This is a genomic window from Patulibacter medicamentivorans (assembly GCF_000240225.1).
In the GTDB taxonomy this organism is placed as follows: Bacteria; Actinomycetota; Thermoleophilia; order Solirubrobacterales; family Solirubrobacteraceae; genus Patulibacter; species Patulibacter medicamentivorans.
Map to the genome: position 1 here is coordinate 1 of NZ_AGUD01000287.1, position 16,553 is coordinate 16,553.

18 protein-coding genes are annotated in these 16,553 nt (G+C 73.6%); 2 read left to right on the top strand and 16 right to left on the bottom strand.

Translation table 11 applies throughout. From position 1 onward, the window contains the following. The 4 genes from PAI11_RS19550 to PAI11_RS19560 form a co-directional block, all read right to left on the bottom strand. A partial coding sequence (locus PAI11_RS19550) for a translation initiation factor IF-2 N-terminal domain-containing protein (RefSeq protein ID WP_170320760.1) occupies positions 1 to 303 on the bottom strand: 303 nt, incomplete at its 3' end. Further along, positions 303 to 554 carry a YlxR family protein gene (locus PAI11_RS28515; RefSeq protein ID WP_081488549.1) on the bottom strand — a complete coding sequence of 84 codons (252 nt, stop codon included), beginning with the start codon at positions 552 to 554 and terminating at the stop codon, positions 303 to 305. The genes PAI11_RS28515 and PAI11_RS19550, both read right to left, overlap by 1 nt. After that, on the bottom strand, positions 542 to 2,125 hold the full coding sequence (gene nusA, locus PAI11_RS19555; RefSeq protein WP_007578067.1) for a transcription termination factor NusA: 1,584 nt from the start codon (positions 2,123 to 2,125) through the stop codon (positions 542 to 544). Before nusA ends, PAI11_RS28515 begins: the two co-directional genes overlap by 13 nt. Before the next feature lie 6 nt (positions 2,126 to 2,131). After that, entirely contained in the window at positions 2,132 to 2,611 is a 480-nt protein-coding gene (locus PAI11_RS19560) for a ribosome maturation factor RimP (protein ID WP_244406573.1), read from the bottom strand. A 62-nt stretch (positions 2,612 to 2,673) separates the two neighbouring features. On the opposite strand from PAI11_RS19560, the gene PAI11_RS19565 reads away from it, so the two are divergent. Beyond that, positions 2,674 to 3,093, top strand: coding sequence for a hypothetical protein (locus PAI11_RS19565; RefSeq protein WP_007578072.1), 420 nt, complete (start codon positions 2,674 to 2,676; stop codon positions 3,091 to 3,093). Here PAI11_RS19565 and PAI11_RS19570 read toward each other — a convergent pair. Next, entirely contained in the window at positions 3,075 to 3,803 is a 729-nt protein-coding gene (locus tag PAI11_RS19570; protein ID WP_007578073.1) for a hypothetical protein, read from the bottom strand. The two genes, PAI11_RS19565 and PAI11_RS19570, sit on opposite strands and share 19 nt — an antisense overlap. A 207-nt stretch (positions 3,804 to 4,010) precedes the next feature. Here PAI11_RS19570 and PAI11_RS19575 point away from each other — a divergent pair, with 207 nt between their 5' ends. After that, a complete protein-coding gene (locus tag PAI11_RS19575; RefSeq protein WP_007578074.1) occupies positions 4,011 to 5,027 on the top strand; it encodes a zinc-binding dehydrogenase in 1,017 nt (338 codons plus the stop codon). Here the strand turns inward: PAI11_RS19575 and PAI11_RS19580 are convergent. From PAI11_RS19580 to pyrR, 11 genes are all read right to left on the bottom strand, one after another. Beyond that, positions 5,024 to 5,413 carry a tetratricopeptide repeat protein gene (locus PAI11_RS19580; protein ID WP_244406574.1) on the bottom strand — a complete coding sequence of 130 codons (390 nt, stop codon included), beginning with the start codon at positions 5,411 to 5,413 and terminating at the stop codon, positions 5,024 to 5,026. The genes PAI11_RS19575 and PAI11_RS19580 overlap by 4 nt on opposite strands. A gap of 75 nt (positions 5,414 to 5,488) precedes the next feature. Continuing rightward, positions 5,489 to 6,733, bottom strand: coding sequence for a bifunctional phosphopantothenoylcysteine decarboxylase/phosphopantothenate--cysteine ligase CoaBC (gene coaBC / locus PAI11_RS19585; protein ID WP_007578076.1), 1,245 nt, complete (start codon positions 6,731 to 6,733; stop codon positions 5,489 to 5,491). A gap of 109 nt (positions 6,734 to 6,842) precedes the next feature. Continuing rightward, positions 6,843 to 7,070: a DNA-directed RNA polymerase subunit omega gene (gene rpoZ / locus PAI11_RS19590; RefSeq protein ID WP_040601081.1), complete on the bottom strand. Its 228-nt coding sequence runs from the start codon at positions 7,068 to 7,070 to the stop codon at positions 6,843 to 6,845. A 47-nt stretch (positions 7,071 to 7,117) separates the two neighbouring features. After that, on the bottom strand, positions 7,118 to 7,693 hold the full coding sequence (gene gmk, locus PAI11_RS19595) for a guanylate kinase (protein WP_007578080.1): 576 nt from the start codon (positions 7,691 to 7,693) through the stop codon (positions 7,118 to 7,120). 10 nt (positions 7,694 to 7,703) lie between these two features. Further along, positions 7,704 to 8,054, bottom strand: coding sequence for an integration host factor, actinobacterial type (gene mihF, locus PAI11_RS19600; protein WP_007578083.1), 351 nt, complete (start codon positions 8,052 to 8,054; stop codon positions 7,704 to 7,706). Positions 8,055 to 8,183: 129 nt separating this feature from the next. After that, the gene (locus tag PAI11_RS19605; protein ID WP_007578085.1) at positions 8,184 to 9,080 is read right to left on the bottom strand and encodes a tRNA-dihydrouridine synthase; all 897 of its coding nucleotides are present in this window, start codon (positions 9,078 to 9,080) and stop codon (positions 8,184 to 8,186) included. A gap of 10 nt (positions 9,081 to 9,090) precedes the next feature. After that, positions 9,091 to 12,303, bottom strand: a complete 3,213-nt coding sequence (gene carB, locus PAI11_RS19610) for a carbamoyl-phosphate synthase large subunit (protein ID WP_007578087.1) — start codon at positions 12,301 to 12,303, stop codon at positions 9,091 to 9,093. Further along, complete coding sequence (gene carA, locus PAI11_RS19615; RefSeq protein WP_007578090.1) at positions 12,303 to 13,595, bottom strand: glutamine-hydrolyzing carbamoyl-phosphate synthase small subunit; 1,293 nt, start codon at positions 13,593 to 13,595, stop codon at positions 12,303 to 12,305. The genes carB and carA overlap by 1 nt, the downstream gene beginning before the upstream one ends. A 24-nt stretch (positions 13,596 to 13,619) precedes the next feature. Further along, a complete protein-coding gene (locus tag PAI11_RS19620; RefSeq protein ID WP_007578091.1) occupies positions 13,620 to 14,981 on the bottom strand; it encodes a dihydroorotase in 1,362 nt (453 codons plus the stop codon). Further along, positions 14,978 to 15,952 carry an aspartate carbamoyltransferase catalytic subunit gene (locus PAI11_RS19625; protein ID WP_007578092.1) on the bottom strand — a complete coding sequence of 325 codons (975 nt, stop codon included), beginning with the start codon at positions 15,950 to 15,952 and terminating at the stop codon, positions 14,978 to 14,980. Before PAI11_RS19625 ends, PAI11_RS19620 begins: the two co-directional genes overlap by 4 nt. Beyond that, a complete protein-coding gene (gene pyrR, locus PAI11_RS19630) occupies positions 15,949 to 16,539 on the bottom strand; it encodes a bifunctional pyr operon transcriptional regulator/uracil phosphoribosyltransferase PyrR (RefSeq protein WP_007578093.1) in 591 nt (196 codons plus the stop codon). Before pyrR ends, PAI11_RS19625 begins: the two co-directional genes overlap by 4 nt. Positions 16,540 to 16,553: the final 14 nt, after the last annotated feature.

Below are 16,553 nucleotides of genomic sequence, written 5' to 3' on the forward strand. Positions count from 1 at the left end.
GGCGGGCGCCGCGGGCCGCTGGCCGGGAGCCGGCGGGCGGACGGGCCGCTGCGGACGGGCCGGAGCACCGGTCCCCGGGGCGGCCGGACGCACCGGACGCGCCGGCGCAGCAGCCGGCTTCTTGGCCTCGCTCGACGGCGCACCGCCGGAGGCGTGGGCCTTGATCGAGCGCGCAGCGACGGCCTCGTCGACGCTCGACGAGGCGGTCGAGACGTCATGCCCGTCCGCTTGGAGGGCATCGAGCAGATCCTTGCTCGGGACGCCATGAGCCTTGGCGATTTCGTGCACGCGCTTATTCGCCATCAGAGTGAGTGTAGAAAGTCCTGGTCGTTGCTGATCGGCCGTCGGAACGCACGCGGTAGCGCGCGTCGTCCGAGGGCCGCTTCGGCGCAGGTGTGGTTGCACACGTACGCCCCACGTCCTGGGAGTCGACGCTGCACGTCGAGGACCACTTGATCCTCGACGGCGGCGAGGCGGATGAGCTCCGCCTGCGGGGCACGTCGGCCACAGCCGACGCAGCGTCGCTCCGGGTGTTCGGTGGCTACGCCGACGATCCGTCCTCCGGACCGGTGGCGTCGTCGGCAGCTGACGCGCCGACGGTCTCGGCAGCGGCGTCCGCGCCGTCCTCGGCGACGGGCTCCGGCTCGTCGGCGACCAGCTCGGCGTCCTCGGCCAGCGCCGTGCCGTCCTCGTCCACCTCGCCCTCCGCCTGCTCGTCGTAGACCTCCAGCGGGCCCTCGGCGGCGACGCGCTCGGCGTACGCCTCCTCGGCCCGGGTGACGATCTCCTGGACGTCCTCCTGGGACTTGTCCGGATCGGCGAGCGCGTCGAGCTCCTCCTCCGGCAGGTCCTCGAGCAGGGCGACCTCGACCGAGCCGAACCGCACCAGCGCCTGGTGGACCGGCAGGCCGCAGAAGATCGAGCCGGGCAGCGCCGCGTTCGGGCAGCGGCGGCCGCTGGTGAGGACCGCCTGGCAGCGGCCGTCGCCCTGCGGCTCCTCGACCTCGGCGCCATCGCCACCGGTCGAGGCGGCCTGCGCCATCACGTCGGAGGCCTTCTTGATGTCGATCCGCCAGCCGGTCAGGCGCGCGGCGAGCCGCACGTTCTGGCCCTCGCGGCCGATCGCCTTCGTCAGGTCCTCGTCGGGGACGACGACCGTCGCCTGGCGCTGCTCGTCGTCGATGAAGACCTCGCGCACCTGCGCGGGCGACAGGGCCTTGGCGATGAAGCGCCCGGGCTCGTCGTTGAAGGGGATGATGTCGATCTTCTCGCCCTTGAGCTCCGAGACGACCATCCGCACGCGGGAGCCGCGCGGGCCGACGCAGGCGCCGACCGGATCGACGCCCTGGGCGTGGCTGACGACCGCGATCTTCGAGCGGTAGCCGGGCTCGCGGGCGACGCCGGTGATCTCCACCAGGCCGTCGGCGATCTCCGGGACCTCGAGCTCGAACAGCGCCCGGATGACCTCGGGGTCGCGACGCGAGACGATGATCGACGGGCCCTTCGCGGACTGCGAGACCTCCTTGATCACCGCCTTCAGGCGCTGGTTGTGGTCGTAGCGCTCGCCGAAGACCTGCTCGGAGCGGGGCAGCAGCGCCTCGACCCGGTCGCGCAGCTGCAGCAGCGTGTAGCGGTTGTCGGACTGCTGGACGATGCCGGTGACCATCTCGCCGACGCGATCGGCGAACTCGTCGTACATCATGTCCCGCTCGGCCTCGCGGATCCGCTGCAGGATGACCTGCTTGGCGGTCTGCGCGGCGATCCGGCCGAAGTCGTCCGGGGTGACGTCCTGCTCCGGGATCTCCTCCCGGTGCTCGGCGAGCTTCTCGGCGGGGATCTCGACGTCGGTGGGCTCGACCCACTCGCCCGTCTCGGGATCCTCGTAGGACTGCTCGTCGATCGTCTCGACGATCAGGCCGGCCTCGAGCATCTCGGGCACGAGCAGCTCGATCACGCGGTAGTCGCCGGACTCCTGGTCCAGCTCCACGCGGGCGTACTTGGCCGAGTCGGGCTGCTTCTTGTAGGCCGAGAGCAGGGCGTCCTCGAGCGCCGCGACGAGCCGCTCCTCGGGGATCCCCTTCTCGCGCGCCAGGGCGCGCATCGCTTCGATGATCTCGCGAGACATGGGTCCTTACTCCTCGACCAGGTTGCTGCGATGGATCTCGGCGTAGGGGATCGTGACGATCCCCGAGTCCGCGGCGAGCGTGACGGCCCGGTCGTCGGCGCCGACCAACTCGCCGGTGAACGAGCGGCGGGGTTCCTCCGCGTCGCCGCCACCGGCGATCGGCTGGCGGGTGCGAACCCGCGCGCGACGACCGAGGAAGCGACGGAAGTGCTCGGACGTGACGAGCGGACGCTCGCTGCCCGGCGACGACACCTCGATGCCGTACGTCTCGCGCAGGTCGCCGAGATGGTGCGTCACCTGCGCGCAGAGCTCCAGGCTGACGCCGTCGGGATGGTCGATGACCACCCGCAGCGTGCCGCCCCCGACGACCTCGGCCAGGAGCACCTCGACAGCCGGATCGGTTGCCCGCAGCCGGTCTTCGACGGTGTCCTGGATGGAGGTGGTCATCACGTGTTCAGCCACAAAAAAAGCGGGCTTCTCGCCCACTCGGAAAGAGTGCTTGCCGAGCAGCGTCCTTGAACGCTGCCGTTCGATCGTACCATCGCCGGATGCAGGCAGCTTTCGACCGCCGGCCCGATCTCGCGCCCGTCGGGGCGCGCGCCGCCGCCGCGGCCGTCGTCGAGTCGGCGCTGGAGCACGTCGGCGCGGGACTCCACCGACCGGCCCCGGGCGAGTGGGGCCTGCCCGTGGAGTGCGGTGGCTGGCCGCTGCACGTCGGCCTGGCGCTGCGCGGCGGGCTGCTGCGAGCGCAGGCCGAGGTCTGCGGTCCGGGGCAGCTCGACGGGCAGTGGCTGCTGCACCGCAACCGCCGCGACCTGCTGCTGGTGCGCTACGCGACGTCGTCGGCCGGCGCGGTCTGGGTCCACGGCGAGCTGCCGCAGCCGGCGCTCTCCCCCGCGACCGTCGACGAGCTGCTCGGGCGGCTGGTCGACGCCGCGACCGCCGCCCGTCAGATGGTCGGCGCCTGATCGCGGTCGGCGACGGGGCGCTCCTCCTGGGCGGGCGCGCCGTCGGGGTCGCCGCTCGCGTCCTCGCTCGGGTGCGGTCGCGGGCCGGGGTCGGGACGGGCCGCCGCCTCCCGCTCCCGCTTGCGCCGTTGGCGGCGGATCTCGCCGATCGCCAGCCCGACCGCGATCAAGACCGGGATCCAGTAGCGGCCGGACGCGAGGAACGCGTCCAGCCAGCCGGGCACGTGGATCGACGGCAGGTCGACGTCCGGCACCACGTCGGGCAGGTCGACGTCCGGCAGCGGCACGTCGGGCAGGTCGATGTCGACCTTCGGCACCAGCAGCCGCAGGAGCGCCCCGATCCCGAGCAGCGGGACGAGCACCCCGGCGACGGCCCGCCCGCCCTCGAGCGCGGTGTAGCGGACCGGGTGCTCGCGCTGCAGGCGGACGCGGCGCTCGGCCCGGCTGCCCGCCGGCGGCTCGAACGGGATCCGCTCCTCGGCGTCGGCCAGCAGGCAGCGTCGGATCCGGCCCATGAAGGTGAGGGCCACCTCGACCGCGATCCCCTCGGCCTCGAGCGTCGTGTCGCCCATCACCCGCCGCTCGGCCCGTGGCTCGCCGTCGACGAGCAGCCGCAGGATGGTGTGGAAGCCCGACTCCTCCTGCTCGACCGCCAGCTCGCGGCCGTCGTGGCGGAGGGTGAACGGGTTGCGGTCCGCGGCGGGCGACATCGCGACCGATCCTGATCGGCCCCTGCCCGCGCCGCATCGGCCGGAGGACGGTCGCGGCTCCGACGTCGGTCGGCGACTCGCGCGCGTGCCCGCAACCGACGTCGGAGCCCAGACCACCCTTGACTTCAACCATGGTCGAGGTCCTAGCGTCCGGCAGCGCCCCTCGGCCGTCCGGTCGAAGGGCTCCGATCCTCGTTGGAGTCCCAGATGCACGCGATCCGCCAGTACGAGTTCGGCCCCGCCGGCGTCCTCCGCCACGAGCAGGTCCCCGACCCGCAGCCGGGCCCGGGGCAGCTGCGGATCGCGGTCCAGGCGAGCGGCGTCCACCTCGTCGACACCAAGATCCGAGCGGGCGAGGCGGGCGGCCCGTTCCCGCTGCCGGAGCTGCCGATGACACCGGGTCGCGAGGTCGCGGGCCGGGTCGACGCCGTCGGCCCCGGGGTCGACGAAGCCTGGATCGGGCGCCGCGTCGTCGTCCACCTGGGGATGGCCAGCGGTGGCTATGCGGAGCTGGCCGTCGCCGCTGCCGACGCGGTCCACGAGATCCCCGGCACGCTGACCTCGGCGACCGCCGTCGCGATGATCGGCACCGGCCGGACGACGCTGGCGATCCTCGAGGCGGGCCCGCCGAGCGCCGACGACGTGGTCGTGGTGCCGGCGGCCGCCGGCGGCATCGGCAACCTGCTCGTCCAGGCCGCCCGCGACGCCGGCGCGACGGTCGTCGGGCTGGCCGGCGGCGCGGGCAAGGTCGCCCGGGTCCGCGAGCTGGGCGCGACGATCGCCCTCGACTACGACGATCCCGGCTGGGCCGAGCAGGCCCGCCAGCGGCTCGCGGGTCGCCCCGCGACCCTCGTCCACGACGGCGTCGGCGGCGCGGTCGGTCGCGCGGCGCTGGAGCTACTGGGGCCGCGCGGCCGGCTGGTGCTGTTCGGCTGGTCGGCCGGGACCGCGACCGCGCTCGACGCGACCGACGTGATCGGTCGCGGGATCACGGTCACGGGCGCGATCGGGCCGCGGGTCCTCGCCGGACCCGGCGGCGTAGGCGGACTGCGGGCCTGGGAGACGGCGGCGCTGGACGCAGCGGCCGCGGGTCGCCTGCGGCCGCTGGTCGGTTCGCCGTTCCCGCTCGCCCGCGCCGCCGACGCCCACGACGCGCTGGCGTCGCGGGCGACGGTCGGCAAGACGGTGCTCGTGCCCGAGGGACGCGCCAGCGCTCGGCCCTAGGCCGCCGCGGAGTCGTCGCGCTCGAGCGCGGCGATCGTCCGGTCGCGGTAGACCCGGTAGTCGCTGCGCTGCGGCTGCAGCAGCGCGGCCATCGTCAGCGGCGGCCGCGCCTCGGCGTGGCGGCCCTGCAGCTGCAGGGCCCGCCCGAGGCAGAAGTGGGCGTAGTCGTTGGTCGGCTCGCGGTCGACGACGGCGGCGAACTCGCCCGCCGCCTCGCGGAACCGCCGGGCCCCGAAGAGCGCGCGGCCGAGGGCCTCGCGGACCATCCCCGACCCCGGCTCCAGGTCACGAGCGCGGGTCAGCGGCAGCGTCGCCGCGTGATGGTCGCCCTGCTCCAGCAGGGCGCTTCCGGAACGGTAGAGCTCGTAGGCGGTGGACATGGCCATGCACCGATTCTGACAACTCGGTCAAGGGTCTCCCAGCGGCCGGACGGACCGCCGCTCACGAGCCGGCGATCGCCGTCAGGCGCGGGCGCGGGCGGCGACGACCGCGTCGAGGATCGCGTCGGCAACCGCCTCCTTGGCGGCGCGGGCGACGGTCTGCTCGCCGTCGCCGGTGACGATCGTGACCGCGTTGTCAGCCGCGTCGAAGGCGATCCCCGGCACGGCGACGTCGTTGAGGACGACCGCGTCCAGCCGCTTGCGCTCGCGCTTGTCGCGGGCGTAGTCGAGCGCGCCGTCCCCGTGCTCGGCGGCGAAGCCGACCAGCGTCTGCCCGTCGCGACGGCGGCCGGACAGCTCGGTCAGGACGTCGACGGTCGGCTCCAGCTCGATCGTCAGCTCGGTCCGGCCGGCCTTCTTGATCTTGCCGCCGGCGGGATCGACCGGCCGGAAGTCGGCGACCGCGGCGGCCATCAGCAGCACGTCGGCCGAGCCGAACGCGTCGCCGCAGGCCCGCCGCAGGTCCTCGGCGGTGCCGACCCGGACGACCGTGGCGCCGGGCGGATCGGGCAGCGCGACGTTGGCCGCGACCACCGTCACCGTCGCGCCGCGGGCGGCGGCGCGGGCGGCGAGCGCGTAGCCCATCTTGCCCGACGAGCGGTTGCCGACGAAGCGGACCGCGTCGATCGGCTCGCGCGTGCCCCCGGCCGAGACGAGCACGTGCAGGCCCGCCAGGTCGGCGCCGCCGGCCGGCCCGGCCAGCGCCTCCTCGACGGCCGCCAGCAGCTGCTCGGGCTCGGCCAGGCGACCGTCGCCCTGCTCGCCCAGCGACGCCAGGCGACCGCTGCCGGGCTCCACGATCCGGGCGCCGTCGGCCCGCAGCCGGGCGACGTTGCGGACCGTCGCCGGGTGGTGCCACATCCGGTGGTTCATCGCCGGGGCGACGAGCACCGGGCACTCGGCGGCCAGGTAGGCCGAGCCGATCAGCGCGTCGGCCCGCCCGTGGGCGAGCGCCGAGATCGTGTTGGCGGTCGCGGGCGCGATCAGGAACGCGTCAGCCCGCTCGACCAGCGCCAGGTGGCTGATCGGCTCGTGCGTCGGCAGCGGGTCGCCCGGGAAGGCGCCGCGCAGAGCATCGGGCTCGAACTCGTCGGTGAGGACCGGGGCGCCGGTGATCGCGCGGAAGGTCTCGGGAGCGACGAACCGCTGGCTGGCCGGGGTCTGCAGCACCCGGACGCTGTGGCCGGCGGCCGTGGCCAGCCGCACGAGCAGGACCGCCTTGTAGGCGGCGATCCCGCCGGTGACGCCGAGCAGCAGACGTGCCATCACCTAGAGACTACGACGCGCGGCGTCTGACGCACCGGACGCACGAGAAGGGCCGCGCGAAGCGGCCCGGGTTCCCTCCTCCATGCGCCGCCGAAGCGGCGCCCCTCACTCATCGATACCGATACGTGATCTTGCCCGCGGCGACTTCCTCGAGCGCGATCGTGAGGTAGTTCTTCGAGGCCGTCTCCACCATCGGCGGCGGGAACTCGTCGAACGCCCCCTCACCGAGGTTGTGGTAGTAGGCGTTGATCTGACGGGCGCGCTTGGCGGCGACCAGAACCGAGGCGTAGTTCGAGTCCACGTTGTTCAGGAGCTGGTCCATGCGCGGAGAGATCATGGATCCATTGTACGCACGCGCCCCGCGGACGACGGTGCGGCTCCCGCTCAGTGCGCGGTGCGGTGCGCTTCGGCGAGGTGCTCGCGGACCAGGCCGACCAGCTCGTCGGTCGCGCGCTCGAGGTCGTCGTTGACGATCCGGTGGTCGAACTGCTCCTGCTGGCGCAGCTCCCCGCGCGAGACCTCGAGCCGCCGCTGGACGACCTCCGGATCGTCGGTGCCGCGGCTCTCCAGCCGCTCGCGCAGCTCCTCGAAGCTCGGCGGGACGACGAAGACCTGGATCGCCTCCGGCATCGTCCCGCGGACCTGCTGCGCGCCCTGGACCTCGATCTCCAGCACCACCGGCGCGCCGTCGGCCAGGTGGCGGTCGAGCTCCTCGCGCAGCGTGCCGTAGCGACGGCCGGCGTACTCGGCGTGCTCGACGAAGTCGCCGGCCTCGACGCGGCGCGCGAACTCGGCGTCGTCGAGGAACCAGTAGTCGCGGCCGTGCGCCTCGCCTGGTCGCGGCTTGCGGGTCGTGGCGGAGACGCTCAGGCGCAGCTCGGGGATCGCCTCGCGGAGGCGACGGATGAGCGTGCCCTTCCCGACCCCGGAAGGGCCGGTGATGACGAAGACGCGGGCCACCCGAAGGAGGCTAGCCGCGCGACTGGCGGAGTGCGTGGACGAGCTCGGTGCGCTGACGGGGCGTGAGGCCGCCGATCGTCTTCGAGGCCGAGATCCGGCACTGCCCGAGGACCTTGCCGGCGCGCACCCGGCCGTACTTCGGCACCGCCAGCAGCATGTCGACGACCTTCGCCGTCTCGAGCCACTCCGGCGGGTCGAGCAGCAGCCGGTCGATCGACTGCCGACCCGACTTCAGGTCGCGCTTCAGCGCCGCGCGGCGGGAGCGAACCTCGTTGGCTCGCTGCAACGCGTCCAGTCGCTGGTTCAACGACCGCTCCGGGGTGACCGAGGACTTGGACGGGGCGTTGGCGGCGGGCGACATCGCCGCGCGAGTCTACCCGCGAATCGGGTGACACGCGCGGCCCGATCGACAACTCGCCTGGACCTGAAGTCGAGGTTCAGGCTGGCGAGGTCCGCGGGCCGGCGACCGCGGGTTGGCCGCGCGCCGCGGTCAGCTCACCCAGTCCGCCAGCAGATCCCCGAACGAACGGGGATCCTCGCCCGCGTTCCAGAACAGCGTCGCGGCGCCGACGGCGCACGCTCCGGCTCGCAGCAGATCGTCGACGTCGCTGCCACGGCGCACGCCGCCGACGCCGACGAGATCGATCCGGTCCGGGAGCTGGGCGCGAAGTTGCGCGACCTGGCCGAGCGCGATCGGCTTCATCGCCGCTCCGGAGACCCCGCCGAAGCCGACGTCGATCGCCGGACGGCCGTCCTCGCGCAGCACCAGGCCGTTGGGGAAGGTGTTGGCCGTGACCACGAAGCGGGCCGCACCGTCGGCGAGGACCGCGGCGACCTCCGCCAGCAGTACCGGATCCGAGAGCGGCGAGAGCTTGGCGCCGAGCGGAGCCCCGGCGCCGGCCGCGGCGGCGATCGAGCGCGCGACCAGATCGGGGTCGAAGCTGGCGATCCGGTGCTGGCTGCCGTCGGACCAGACGTTCGGGCAGCCGAGGTTCAGCTCCACCAGGTCGGCGCCGGCGTCGGCGGCCAGGTGCGCCAGCTCGCCGTACTCGTCGGGGTCGAAGCCCGCGACCGAGACGATCAGCGGCTTGCCGGCGGCGTGGGCGACCGCGGCCATCTCGGGCAGCGCCTCGCGGTAGAACGGGGCCCCGCGGTTCGGCATCCCGAGCGCGTTGACCGCGTAGCCGTCGCGCGCGGCGTAGACCTCCCCCGCGTTGCCCTCGCGGGGCTCCAGCGTGATCGATCCGACCGTGACCGCGGCGACGGCCGAGCGCGCCAGCCGCGCGACGTCGTCGTGCGACTTGGCGGTCCCGGCCGCGTTGAGGACCGGGTGCTCGAGCGGGACGCCGGCCAGCGTCGTGGCGAGGCTCTCGGTCGCGGACGCCATCGCTTCGATGCTACTCCCGGCCGCGCGCCGCGCCGCCCACCGGATCCTGGTTCAGCTCCTGGAGCGACACCACCGGCAGCGGCCCGCCGCGGCCCGAGGCGATCGCCCGCGCGGCGGCGAGGCCGGCGGAGACCGTGGTCAGGCAGGGGATGCCGGCGGTGATCGCCGCGCGCCGGATCTCGTAGCCGTCGGTGCGGGCGCCGGAGCCGGTCGGGGTGTTGACGACGATCGCGACCTCGCCGGCCTCGATCCCCGAGACCGCGGTCCGGTGGCCGGCCGCGTCGGTGCCGCCGGCCTCGATGTCCTGGAGCTTGGCGACCGGGTCGCAGGGCAGGCCCATGCGGGTGATCGCCTCCTGCGTGCCGCGGGTGCCGAGCAGCCGGAATCCCTGGTCGTGCAGCAGCTGGGCGACGGCGATCGCGGCCGGCTTGTCGGCGTCGGTGACCGAGATGAACGCGGTCCCTCCAGACGGCAGCGGCGAGCCGGCGGCGGCCTGGGCCTTGGCGAAGGCCGAGGGGAAGTCGGCGGCGACGCCCATCACCTCGCCGGTCGAGCGCATCTCGGGGCCGAGCAGCGCGTCGGAGCCGACGAAGCGGTCGAACGGCATCACCGCCTCCTTGACCGCGATGTGCCCGCCGGCGAACGGATCCTCCGGCAGGTCGAGGTCGCCGATCCGCTCCCCGAGCATGATCCGGCAGGCCATCTTCGCGAGCGGCACGCCGATCGCCTTCGACACGAACGGCACCGTCCGCGACGCGCGCGGGTTGGCCTCGATCACGTACAGGGCGCCGCCGTGGACCGCGTACTGGATGTTGATCAGGCCGCGGACGCCCAGCTCGAGCGCGATCCCGCGGGTCCAGTCGCGGATCCGGTCGATCATCTCGCGGTTGAGCGAGTGCGGCGGCAGCACGCAGGCGGAGTCGCCGGAGTGGATCCCGGCCTCCTCGACGTGCTGCATGATCCCGCCGACCCAGACGTCGTCGCCGTCGCAGAGGGCGTCGACGTCGACCTCGATCGCGTTCTCCAGGAAGCGGTCGAGGAAGATCTCCTTGCCGGAGGTGGTGTCGGCCTCTCGCGTCAGGTAGTCGGCGAGGCCGTCGCGGTCGTAGACGATCTCCATCGCGCGCCCGCCGAGCACGTAGCTGGGGCGCACGAGCAGCGGGAAGCCGACCTCCTCGCCGGCCTCGAGGGCGCCGTCGAACGAGGTCGCCGTCGCGTACGGCGGGGCCTGGTAGCCGAGCCTCGCCAGCACCTCGCCGAAGCTGCCGCGGTCCTCGGCGCGGTCGATCGCCTCGACGCTGGTGCCGAGGATCGTGACGCCCGCGTCCTGCAGGCCCTGGGCGAGCCGCAGCGGCGTCTGGCCGCCGAACTGGACGATCACGCCCTCGGGCCGCTCGACCTCGATCACGCCGAGCACGTCCTCGAGCGTCAGCGGCTCGAAGTACAGCCGGTCCGACGTGTCGTAGTCGGTGGAGACCGTCTCCGGGTTGCAGTTGATCATCACCGCGTCGCGGCCGCTGGCGCGGACGGTCATCGCGGCGTGGACGCAGCAGTAGTCGAACTCGATCCCCTGGCCGATCCGGTTCGGCCCGGCGCCGAGGATCACGACCGACGGGTTGTCGCCGCGGTCGACCTCGTGGCGCGGGTTGCCGTCCGCGTCGGGCCGCTCCCAGCCGGAGTAGAAGTACGGCGTCGTGGCGGCGAACTCGGCGGCGCAGGTGTCGACCGACTTGAAGGTCCGGACCTCGCCGGCGGCGGCGTCGGTCGCCAGGTCGGGATCGCCGGCGATCCGCCGCAGCTCGCGGAGGTACCAGGAGTCGATGCCCGTCGCCTCGTGCAGCTGGTCGTCGCTGGCGCCGCGCCGGATCGCCTCGAGCAGCACGTCGTAGCGCTCGGTCCGCGGCGCGCGGATCCGCTCGACCAGCTCGGCCGCGGTCGCGTCGTCCGCGATCTGGACCTTGGCGTCGAGCTCGCGCGAGCGCATCGCCTTGGCGAACGCCTGGCCGAAGGTGCGGCCGATCGACATCGCCTCGCCGACGCTCTTCATGTGCGTCGAGAGCGTCTCGTCGACGCCGGCGAACTTCTCGAACGCGAACCGCGGCCACTTCACGACCACGTAGTCGATCGTCGGCTCGAACGCGGCCGGCGTCGCCTTGGTGATGTCGTTGGTGATCTCCTCCAGCCGGTAGCCGACGGCCAGGCGGGCGGCGATCTTGGCGATCGGGAAGCCGGTCGCCTTCGAGGCCAGCGCCGAGCTGCGCGAGACCCGCGGGTTCATCTCGATGACCAGGATCTCCTCGGTCGTCGGGTTGACCGCGAACTGCACGTTCGAGCCGCCGGTCTCGACCCCGACCGCGCGGATCACGGCGATCGCCTGGTCGCGGAGCTTCTGGTACAGCCGGTCGGTCAGCGTCTGCTGCGGGGCGACGGTCACCGAGTCGCCGGTGTGGACGCCCATCGGGTCGACGTTCTCGATCGAGCAGACGATCACGACGTTGTCGCCGTTGTCGCGCATCACCTCGAGCTCGAACTCGCCCCAGCCGATCACCGACTGGTCGACCAGCACCTGGCCGATCGGCGACGCGTCGAGGCCGCCGCGGACGATCTTGCGGAACTCCTCGTCGGTGCGGGCGATGCCGCCGCCGCGGCCGCCGAGGGTGAACGCGGGCCGGACGATCGCCGGCAGGCCGACCTTGGCGATCGCCTCGTCGATCTGGGCGGCGATCCGCTCCTCCGGCAGGCGGGCGCCGTCGGCCGAGTCGCCCTCGCGGCTGCGCACGATCAGCGAGGCGGGCATCGCGAGGCCCGCCTTCTCCATCGCGATCGCGAACAGGTCGCGGTCCTCGGCGCAGTTGATCGCGTCGTAGTTGGCGCCGATCAGCTCGACGCCGAACTTCTCCAGCGTGCCGTCCTCGTGCAGCGCCTTGGCCAGGTTGAGCGCGGTCTGGCCGCCGAGCGTCGGCAGCAGCGCGTCCGGCCGCTCGCGCTCGATGATCTGGGCGACCGGCCCAGGCAGCAGCGGCTCGACGTAGGTCGCGTCGGCGAACTCCGGGTCGGTCATGATCGTCGCCGGGTTGGAGTTGACGAGCACGACCTCGTAGCCCTCCTCCCGCAGGACCTTGCACGCCTGGGCGCCCGAGTAGTCGAACTCGGCGGCCTGGCCGATCACGATCGGCCCGGAGCCGAGGATCATGATCCGCTTGATGTCGTCGCGGCGAGGCATCAGGCGGCGTCTCCGTTCTCGGTGGTGGCGGCGGGCTTCGTGGTCCCCGCCGTGGGTGCGACGCCGGCGGCCTGCGCCGCGGCGTCGCCGGTCTGGCGGGTGACGCCGGCGAGCGAGCCGGTCCTGATCCGCTCCAGGAAGCGGTCGAACAGGTAGCCGGCGTCGTTCGGCCCGGGGGCCGCCTCGGGGTGGTACTGGACGGTCGCGGCGTTGGCCTCCGGCAGCACCAGCCCCTCGACCGTGCGGTCGTACAGGTTCAGGTGGCTCAGCTCGGCCGGTCCGAAGTCGGTCTCCCAGCGGACGGGCTCGTCGCCGTCGATCCGGCCGCTGCCGTCCGGGGTCTGGACGGCGAAGCCGTGGTTCTGGGAGGTGATCTCGACCCGGCCGGTGCTCAGGTCCTTGACCGGGTGGTTGCCCCCGCGGTGGCCGAACGGGAGCTTGTAGGTCTCCAGCCCGACGGCGCGGCAGAGCAGCTGGTGGCCCATGCAGATGCCGAAGACCGGCTTGCTGCCGAGCAGCGCCTGGATCGTCGGGATCACGTGCGCGACCACGCCCGGATCGCCGGGGCCGTTGGCCAGGAAGATCGCGTCCGGATCGCCCTCGAGCAGCGCCTCCGGCCCGTCGCTCAGCGGATGCAGCCGGACGACCGCGCCGCGCGCGACCAGCTCGCGCACGATCGAGCGCTTGATGCCGGTGTCGATCGCGGCGATCAGCGGGCCGCCGCTGGCGGCGTTCTCGGCGCCGACGGTCTCGACCTGGGCCGGCGTGACGGTCGACGCCAGGTCCTGGCCGGCCATCGGCGGCTCGGCGGCGATCGCCGCCGCGGCGTCGGCCTGGGCGACGTCGCCGTCGAACAGCCCGCCGCGCATCGCGCCCTTGTCGCGGATGTGACGGACCAGCGCGCGGGTGTCGACGCCGGTGATCGCCGGCACGCCGCAGTCGCTCAGCCAGTCGAGCCAGCCCTGCTCGGCGGTCGGAGCGTCCTCGTGGTTGACGGCCTCGCGCATGATCACGGCGCGGGCGTGGATCCGGTCGGACTCCATCGCCGACCCGTTGACCCCGTAGTTGCCGATGTGCGGGTAGGTGAAGACGATCAGCTGCCCGGCGAACGACGGGTCGGTGACCGACTCCTGGTAGCCGGCCATGCCGGTCGTGAAGACCACCTCGCCGGTCGAGCGGCCCGCGGGAGCGGCGCCGACGTCGGTCAGGGGGGCGCCGCAGGCGGCCCCGTCGAAGCGGGTGCCGTCCTCCAGCAGCAGGTAGGCAGGGCGGGGCGCGGCGGTGTCGCTCATGCGGTCTTGTCGCTCCTCGGGGGGTCAGGCGGCGTGGACGGCGAAGCTGCGCTCGCGGTACGCGACGCCTCCGTCCGCGACGGTCATCAGGACGCGGCCGTGGAACCGGCGGCCGTGGAAGCAGCAGTTGTCCGAGCGGCTCTCGTAGCCGTTCTCCCCCACCGTCCACTCGCGCTCCAGGTCGACCAGGGCCAGGTTGGCGCGCTCGCCGACCACGATCGTCGGCGTCTCCAGCTCCATCAGCGCGGCGCCGGCGGTCAGCCGCTCGATCACCGTCGCGAGCGACAGGATCCCGGGCCGGACCAGCTCGGAGTAGACGGCCGCGAAGGCCGCCTCGAGCCCGGTCGCGCCCATCGGCGCCTGCTCGAAGGGCACGGCCTTCTCGTCCGGGGCGTGCGGCGCGTGGTCGGTGGCGATGCACTCGATGGTGCCGTCGCGCAGGCCGTCGATCAGCGCCTGACGGTCCTCCTCGAAGCCCAGCGGCGGGTTCATCTTCATCGAGGTGTCGAGCCCGCGGACCGCGTCGTGGGTCAGCAGCAGGTGGTGCGGCGACGCCTCGCCGCTGACCCGGAAGCCGCGCGCCTTGGCCTCGCGCAGCGCGTCGATCGAGGCGACGCAGGAGAGGTGCTGGAAGTGGACGCGCCCGCCCTCGTGGCCGGCGATCGCGGCGTCGCGCGCGACCATCGTCGACTCCGACAGCCACGGGATCCCGGCGATCCCGAGCCGTGCCGAGACCGCGCCCTCGCGCATCGAGCCGCCGGCGGAGAGCGTCGGGTCCTCCTCGTGGAGGGCGATCACGCCGCCGCACAGCCGCTGGTACTGGATCGCCTTGCGCAGGACGCCGGCGCTGGTCACCGGCTTGCCGTCGTCGGTGAACCCGACGGCGCCGGCGGCCCGCAGCTCGGCCATCTCGGTCAGCTCGTCGCCCTCGAGGCCGCGGGTGATCGCGGCGGTGAACCCGACCGGGATCCGGGCCATCCGCGAGGCCGTCGCGCGCAGCGATCCGAGCAGCGAGGCGGAGTCGACGACCGGCGAGGTGTTCGGCATCGCGACGACCGCGCAGTAGCCGCCGGCGGCCGCGGCGCGGGTGCCGGACTCCAGGTCCTCCTTGTGCTCCTGGCCGGGCGTGCGCAGGTGCACGTGCGGGTCCACGAAGCCGGGGAACAGGTGCAGGCCGTGACCGTCGACGACCTCGACCCCGGGGCCGGCCTCGACCGATCCCGGCGCGCCGATCTCGACGATCTCGCCGCCGCGCACGAGCACGTCCCAGGGGGCGTCGATGCCGGCCTGCGGGTCGAGCACGTGGGCGTGGTGGATCAGCAGGTCGGCGTCGGTCGGCAGCGAGCCGCCGGCTCCGCCCGCCCAGACCAGGGGCTCGAGGCTCATGCGGGGTGCAGCTCCGTTCGGTTGTCGGACCCGTCGGTCGCGGCCGGGCCGGTCGGTCGCGGCGCGGACGCCGGGGCGGCGCCGGCCAGGACCTCGTAGAGGACCGCCATCCGCACCAGCACGCCGGCCCGGACCTGGTCGAGGATCAGCGAGCGCGGCCCGTCGACGACGTCGCCGGCCAGCTCGACGCCGCGGTTGACCGGGCCCGGGTGCATCAGCAGCTGGCGCGGTCCCAGCCGGCGGCTGTCGATCTGGTAAACGGACGCGTACTCGCGCAGCGACGGGACCCAGGCCTGCTTCATCCGCTCGCGCTGCATCCGCAGCGCGTAGACGACGTCGGCCTGGTGCATCTCGTCCAGCGAGTAGCGGACCTCGCAGCCGAGGACCGAGAAGTCCTGGGGGATCAGGGTCGGCGGGCCGCAGACCGTCACCGATGCGCCCATCGTCTGCAGCGCCAGCACCAGCGAGCGGGCGACGCGGCTGTGGCGGACGTCGCCGACGATCCAGACATCGAGCCCGTCGAGCGAGCCGAGCCGCGCGCGCAGCGTGTAGACGTCCAGCAGCGCCTGGGTCGGGTGCTCGTGCTGGCCGTCGCCGGCGTTGACGATCGCGGCGTCGGTCCAGTTGGTGATCAGCTGCGAGGCGCCGGCCCACGGCGTGCGGACGACGATCGCGTCGGGGCGGTGGGCGGCCAGCGTCTGGACGGTGTCGCGCAGCGACTCGCCCTTCTCGACCGACGAGCCGGAGGCGGCGAAGTTGACGACGTCGGCGCTCAGCCGCTTGGCCGCCAGCTCGAAGCTCGAGCGGGTGCGGGTCGAGGACTCGTAGAAGAGGTTGAGGACGGTGCGGCCGCGCAGCGCGGGCACCTTCTTGATCGGCCGGTCGGCGACCTCGGCGAAGCTCGCCGCGCGGTCGCAGAGCCGCTCGATCGTCTCGCGGTCCAGGTCCTCGATCGACAGCAGGTGCTTCATCGGGCCTCCGTGGGGCGGGCGGCGTCGGGGCCGTCCTCGCGCCGTTCGATGGCGATCTCGTCGCGGCCGTCGATCTCGGCGACCCGGACGTTGACCCGCTCGGCGACGGCGGTCGGCAGGTTCTTGCCCACGTAGTCGGCGCGGATCGGCAGCTCGCGGTGCCCGCGGTCGACCAGCACCGCCAGCTGCACGCGGTCGGGGCGGCCGTAGTCGAAGATCGCCTCGATCGCCGAGCGGATCGTGCGGCCGGTGAAGAGCACGTCGTCGACGAGGACCACCGAGGCGCCCTCGAGCGGCACCCCGTCGAGGTGCGTCGCGTGGATCACCGGAGCGTCCTGGCCGCCGTCGCCGCGCGTCGCCAGGTCGTCGCGGTAGAAGGAGATGTCGAGGTCGCCGAGCGGGACCTCGCGGTCGAGCAGCGCGGCCAGCCGCTGCTGCAGCCGCTGCGCGATCACGGCACCGCGGGTGTGGATCCCGACGAGCACGAGCGCGGACGGATCCGGATGCCCCTCGACGATCTCGTGGGCGATGCGCGCGAGCGTGCGCGCCAGGTCGTCGCCGTCCAGGACGGTGGTCTCGTTGCTCATGCGGTGGGGTCGTC

Excerpts from the sequence above, each read along its gene's own strand:
- nusA (WP_007578067.1), bottom strand. The coding sequence starts at position 2,125 with ATGTCTCGCGAGATCATCGAAGCGATGCGCGCCCTGGCGCGCGAGAAG.
- PAI11_RS19565 (WP_007578072.1), top strand. The coding sequence starts at position 2,674 with ATGCAGGCAGCTTTCGACCGCCGGCCCGATCTCGCGCCCGTCGGGGCG.
- PAI11_RS19570 (WP_007578073.1), bottom strand. The coding sequence starts at position 3,803 with ATGTCGCCCGCCGCGGACCGCAACCCGTTCACCCTCCGCCACGACGGC.
- PAI11_RS19575 (WP_007578074.1), top strand. The coding sequence starts at position 4,011 with ATGCACGCGATCCGCCAGTACGAGTTCGGCCCCGCCGGCGTCCTCCGC.
- PAI11_RS19580 (WP_244406574.1), bottom strand. The coding sequence starts at position 5,413 with ATGGCCATGTCCACCGCCTACGAGCTCTACCGTTCCGGAAGCGCCCTG.
- coaBC (WP_007578076.1), bottom strand. The coding sequence starts at position 6,733 with ATGGCACGTCTGCTGCTCGGCGTCACCGGCGGGATCGCCGCCTACAAG.
- rpoZ (WP_040601081.1), bottom strand. The coding sequence starts at position 7,070 with ATGATCTCTCCGCGCATGGACCAGCTCCTGAACAACGTGGACTCGAAC.
- mihF (WP_007578083.1), bottom strand. The coding sequence starts at position 8,054 with ATGTCGCCCGCCGCCAACGCCCCGTCCAAGTCCTCGGTCACCCCGGAG.
- PAI11_RS19605 (WP_007578085.1), bottom strand. The coding sequence starts at position 9,080 with ATGGCGTCCGCGACCGAGAGCCTCGCCACGACGCTGGCCGGCGTCCCG.
- carB (WP_007578087.1), bottom strand. The coding sequence starts at position 12,303 with ATGCCTCGCCGCGACGACATCAAGCGGATCATGATCCTCGGCTCCGGG.
- carA (WP_007578090.1), bottom strand. The coding sequence starts at position 13,595 with ATGAGCGACACCGCCGCGCCCCGCCCTGCCTACCTGCTGCTGGAGGAC.
- PAI11_RS19620 (WP_007578091.1), bottom strand. The coding sequence starts at position 14,981 with ATGAGCCTCGAGCCCCTGGTCTGGGCGGGCGGAGCCGGCGGCTCGCTG.
- PAI11_RS19625 (WP_007578092.1), bottom strand. The coding sequence starts at position 15,952 with ATGAAGCACCTGCTGTCGATCGAGGACCTGGACCGCGAGACGATCGAG.
- pyrR (WP_007578093.1), bottom strand. The coding sequence starts at position 16,539 with ATGAGCAACGAGACCACCGTCCTGGACGGCGACGACCTGGCGCGCACG.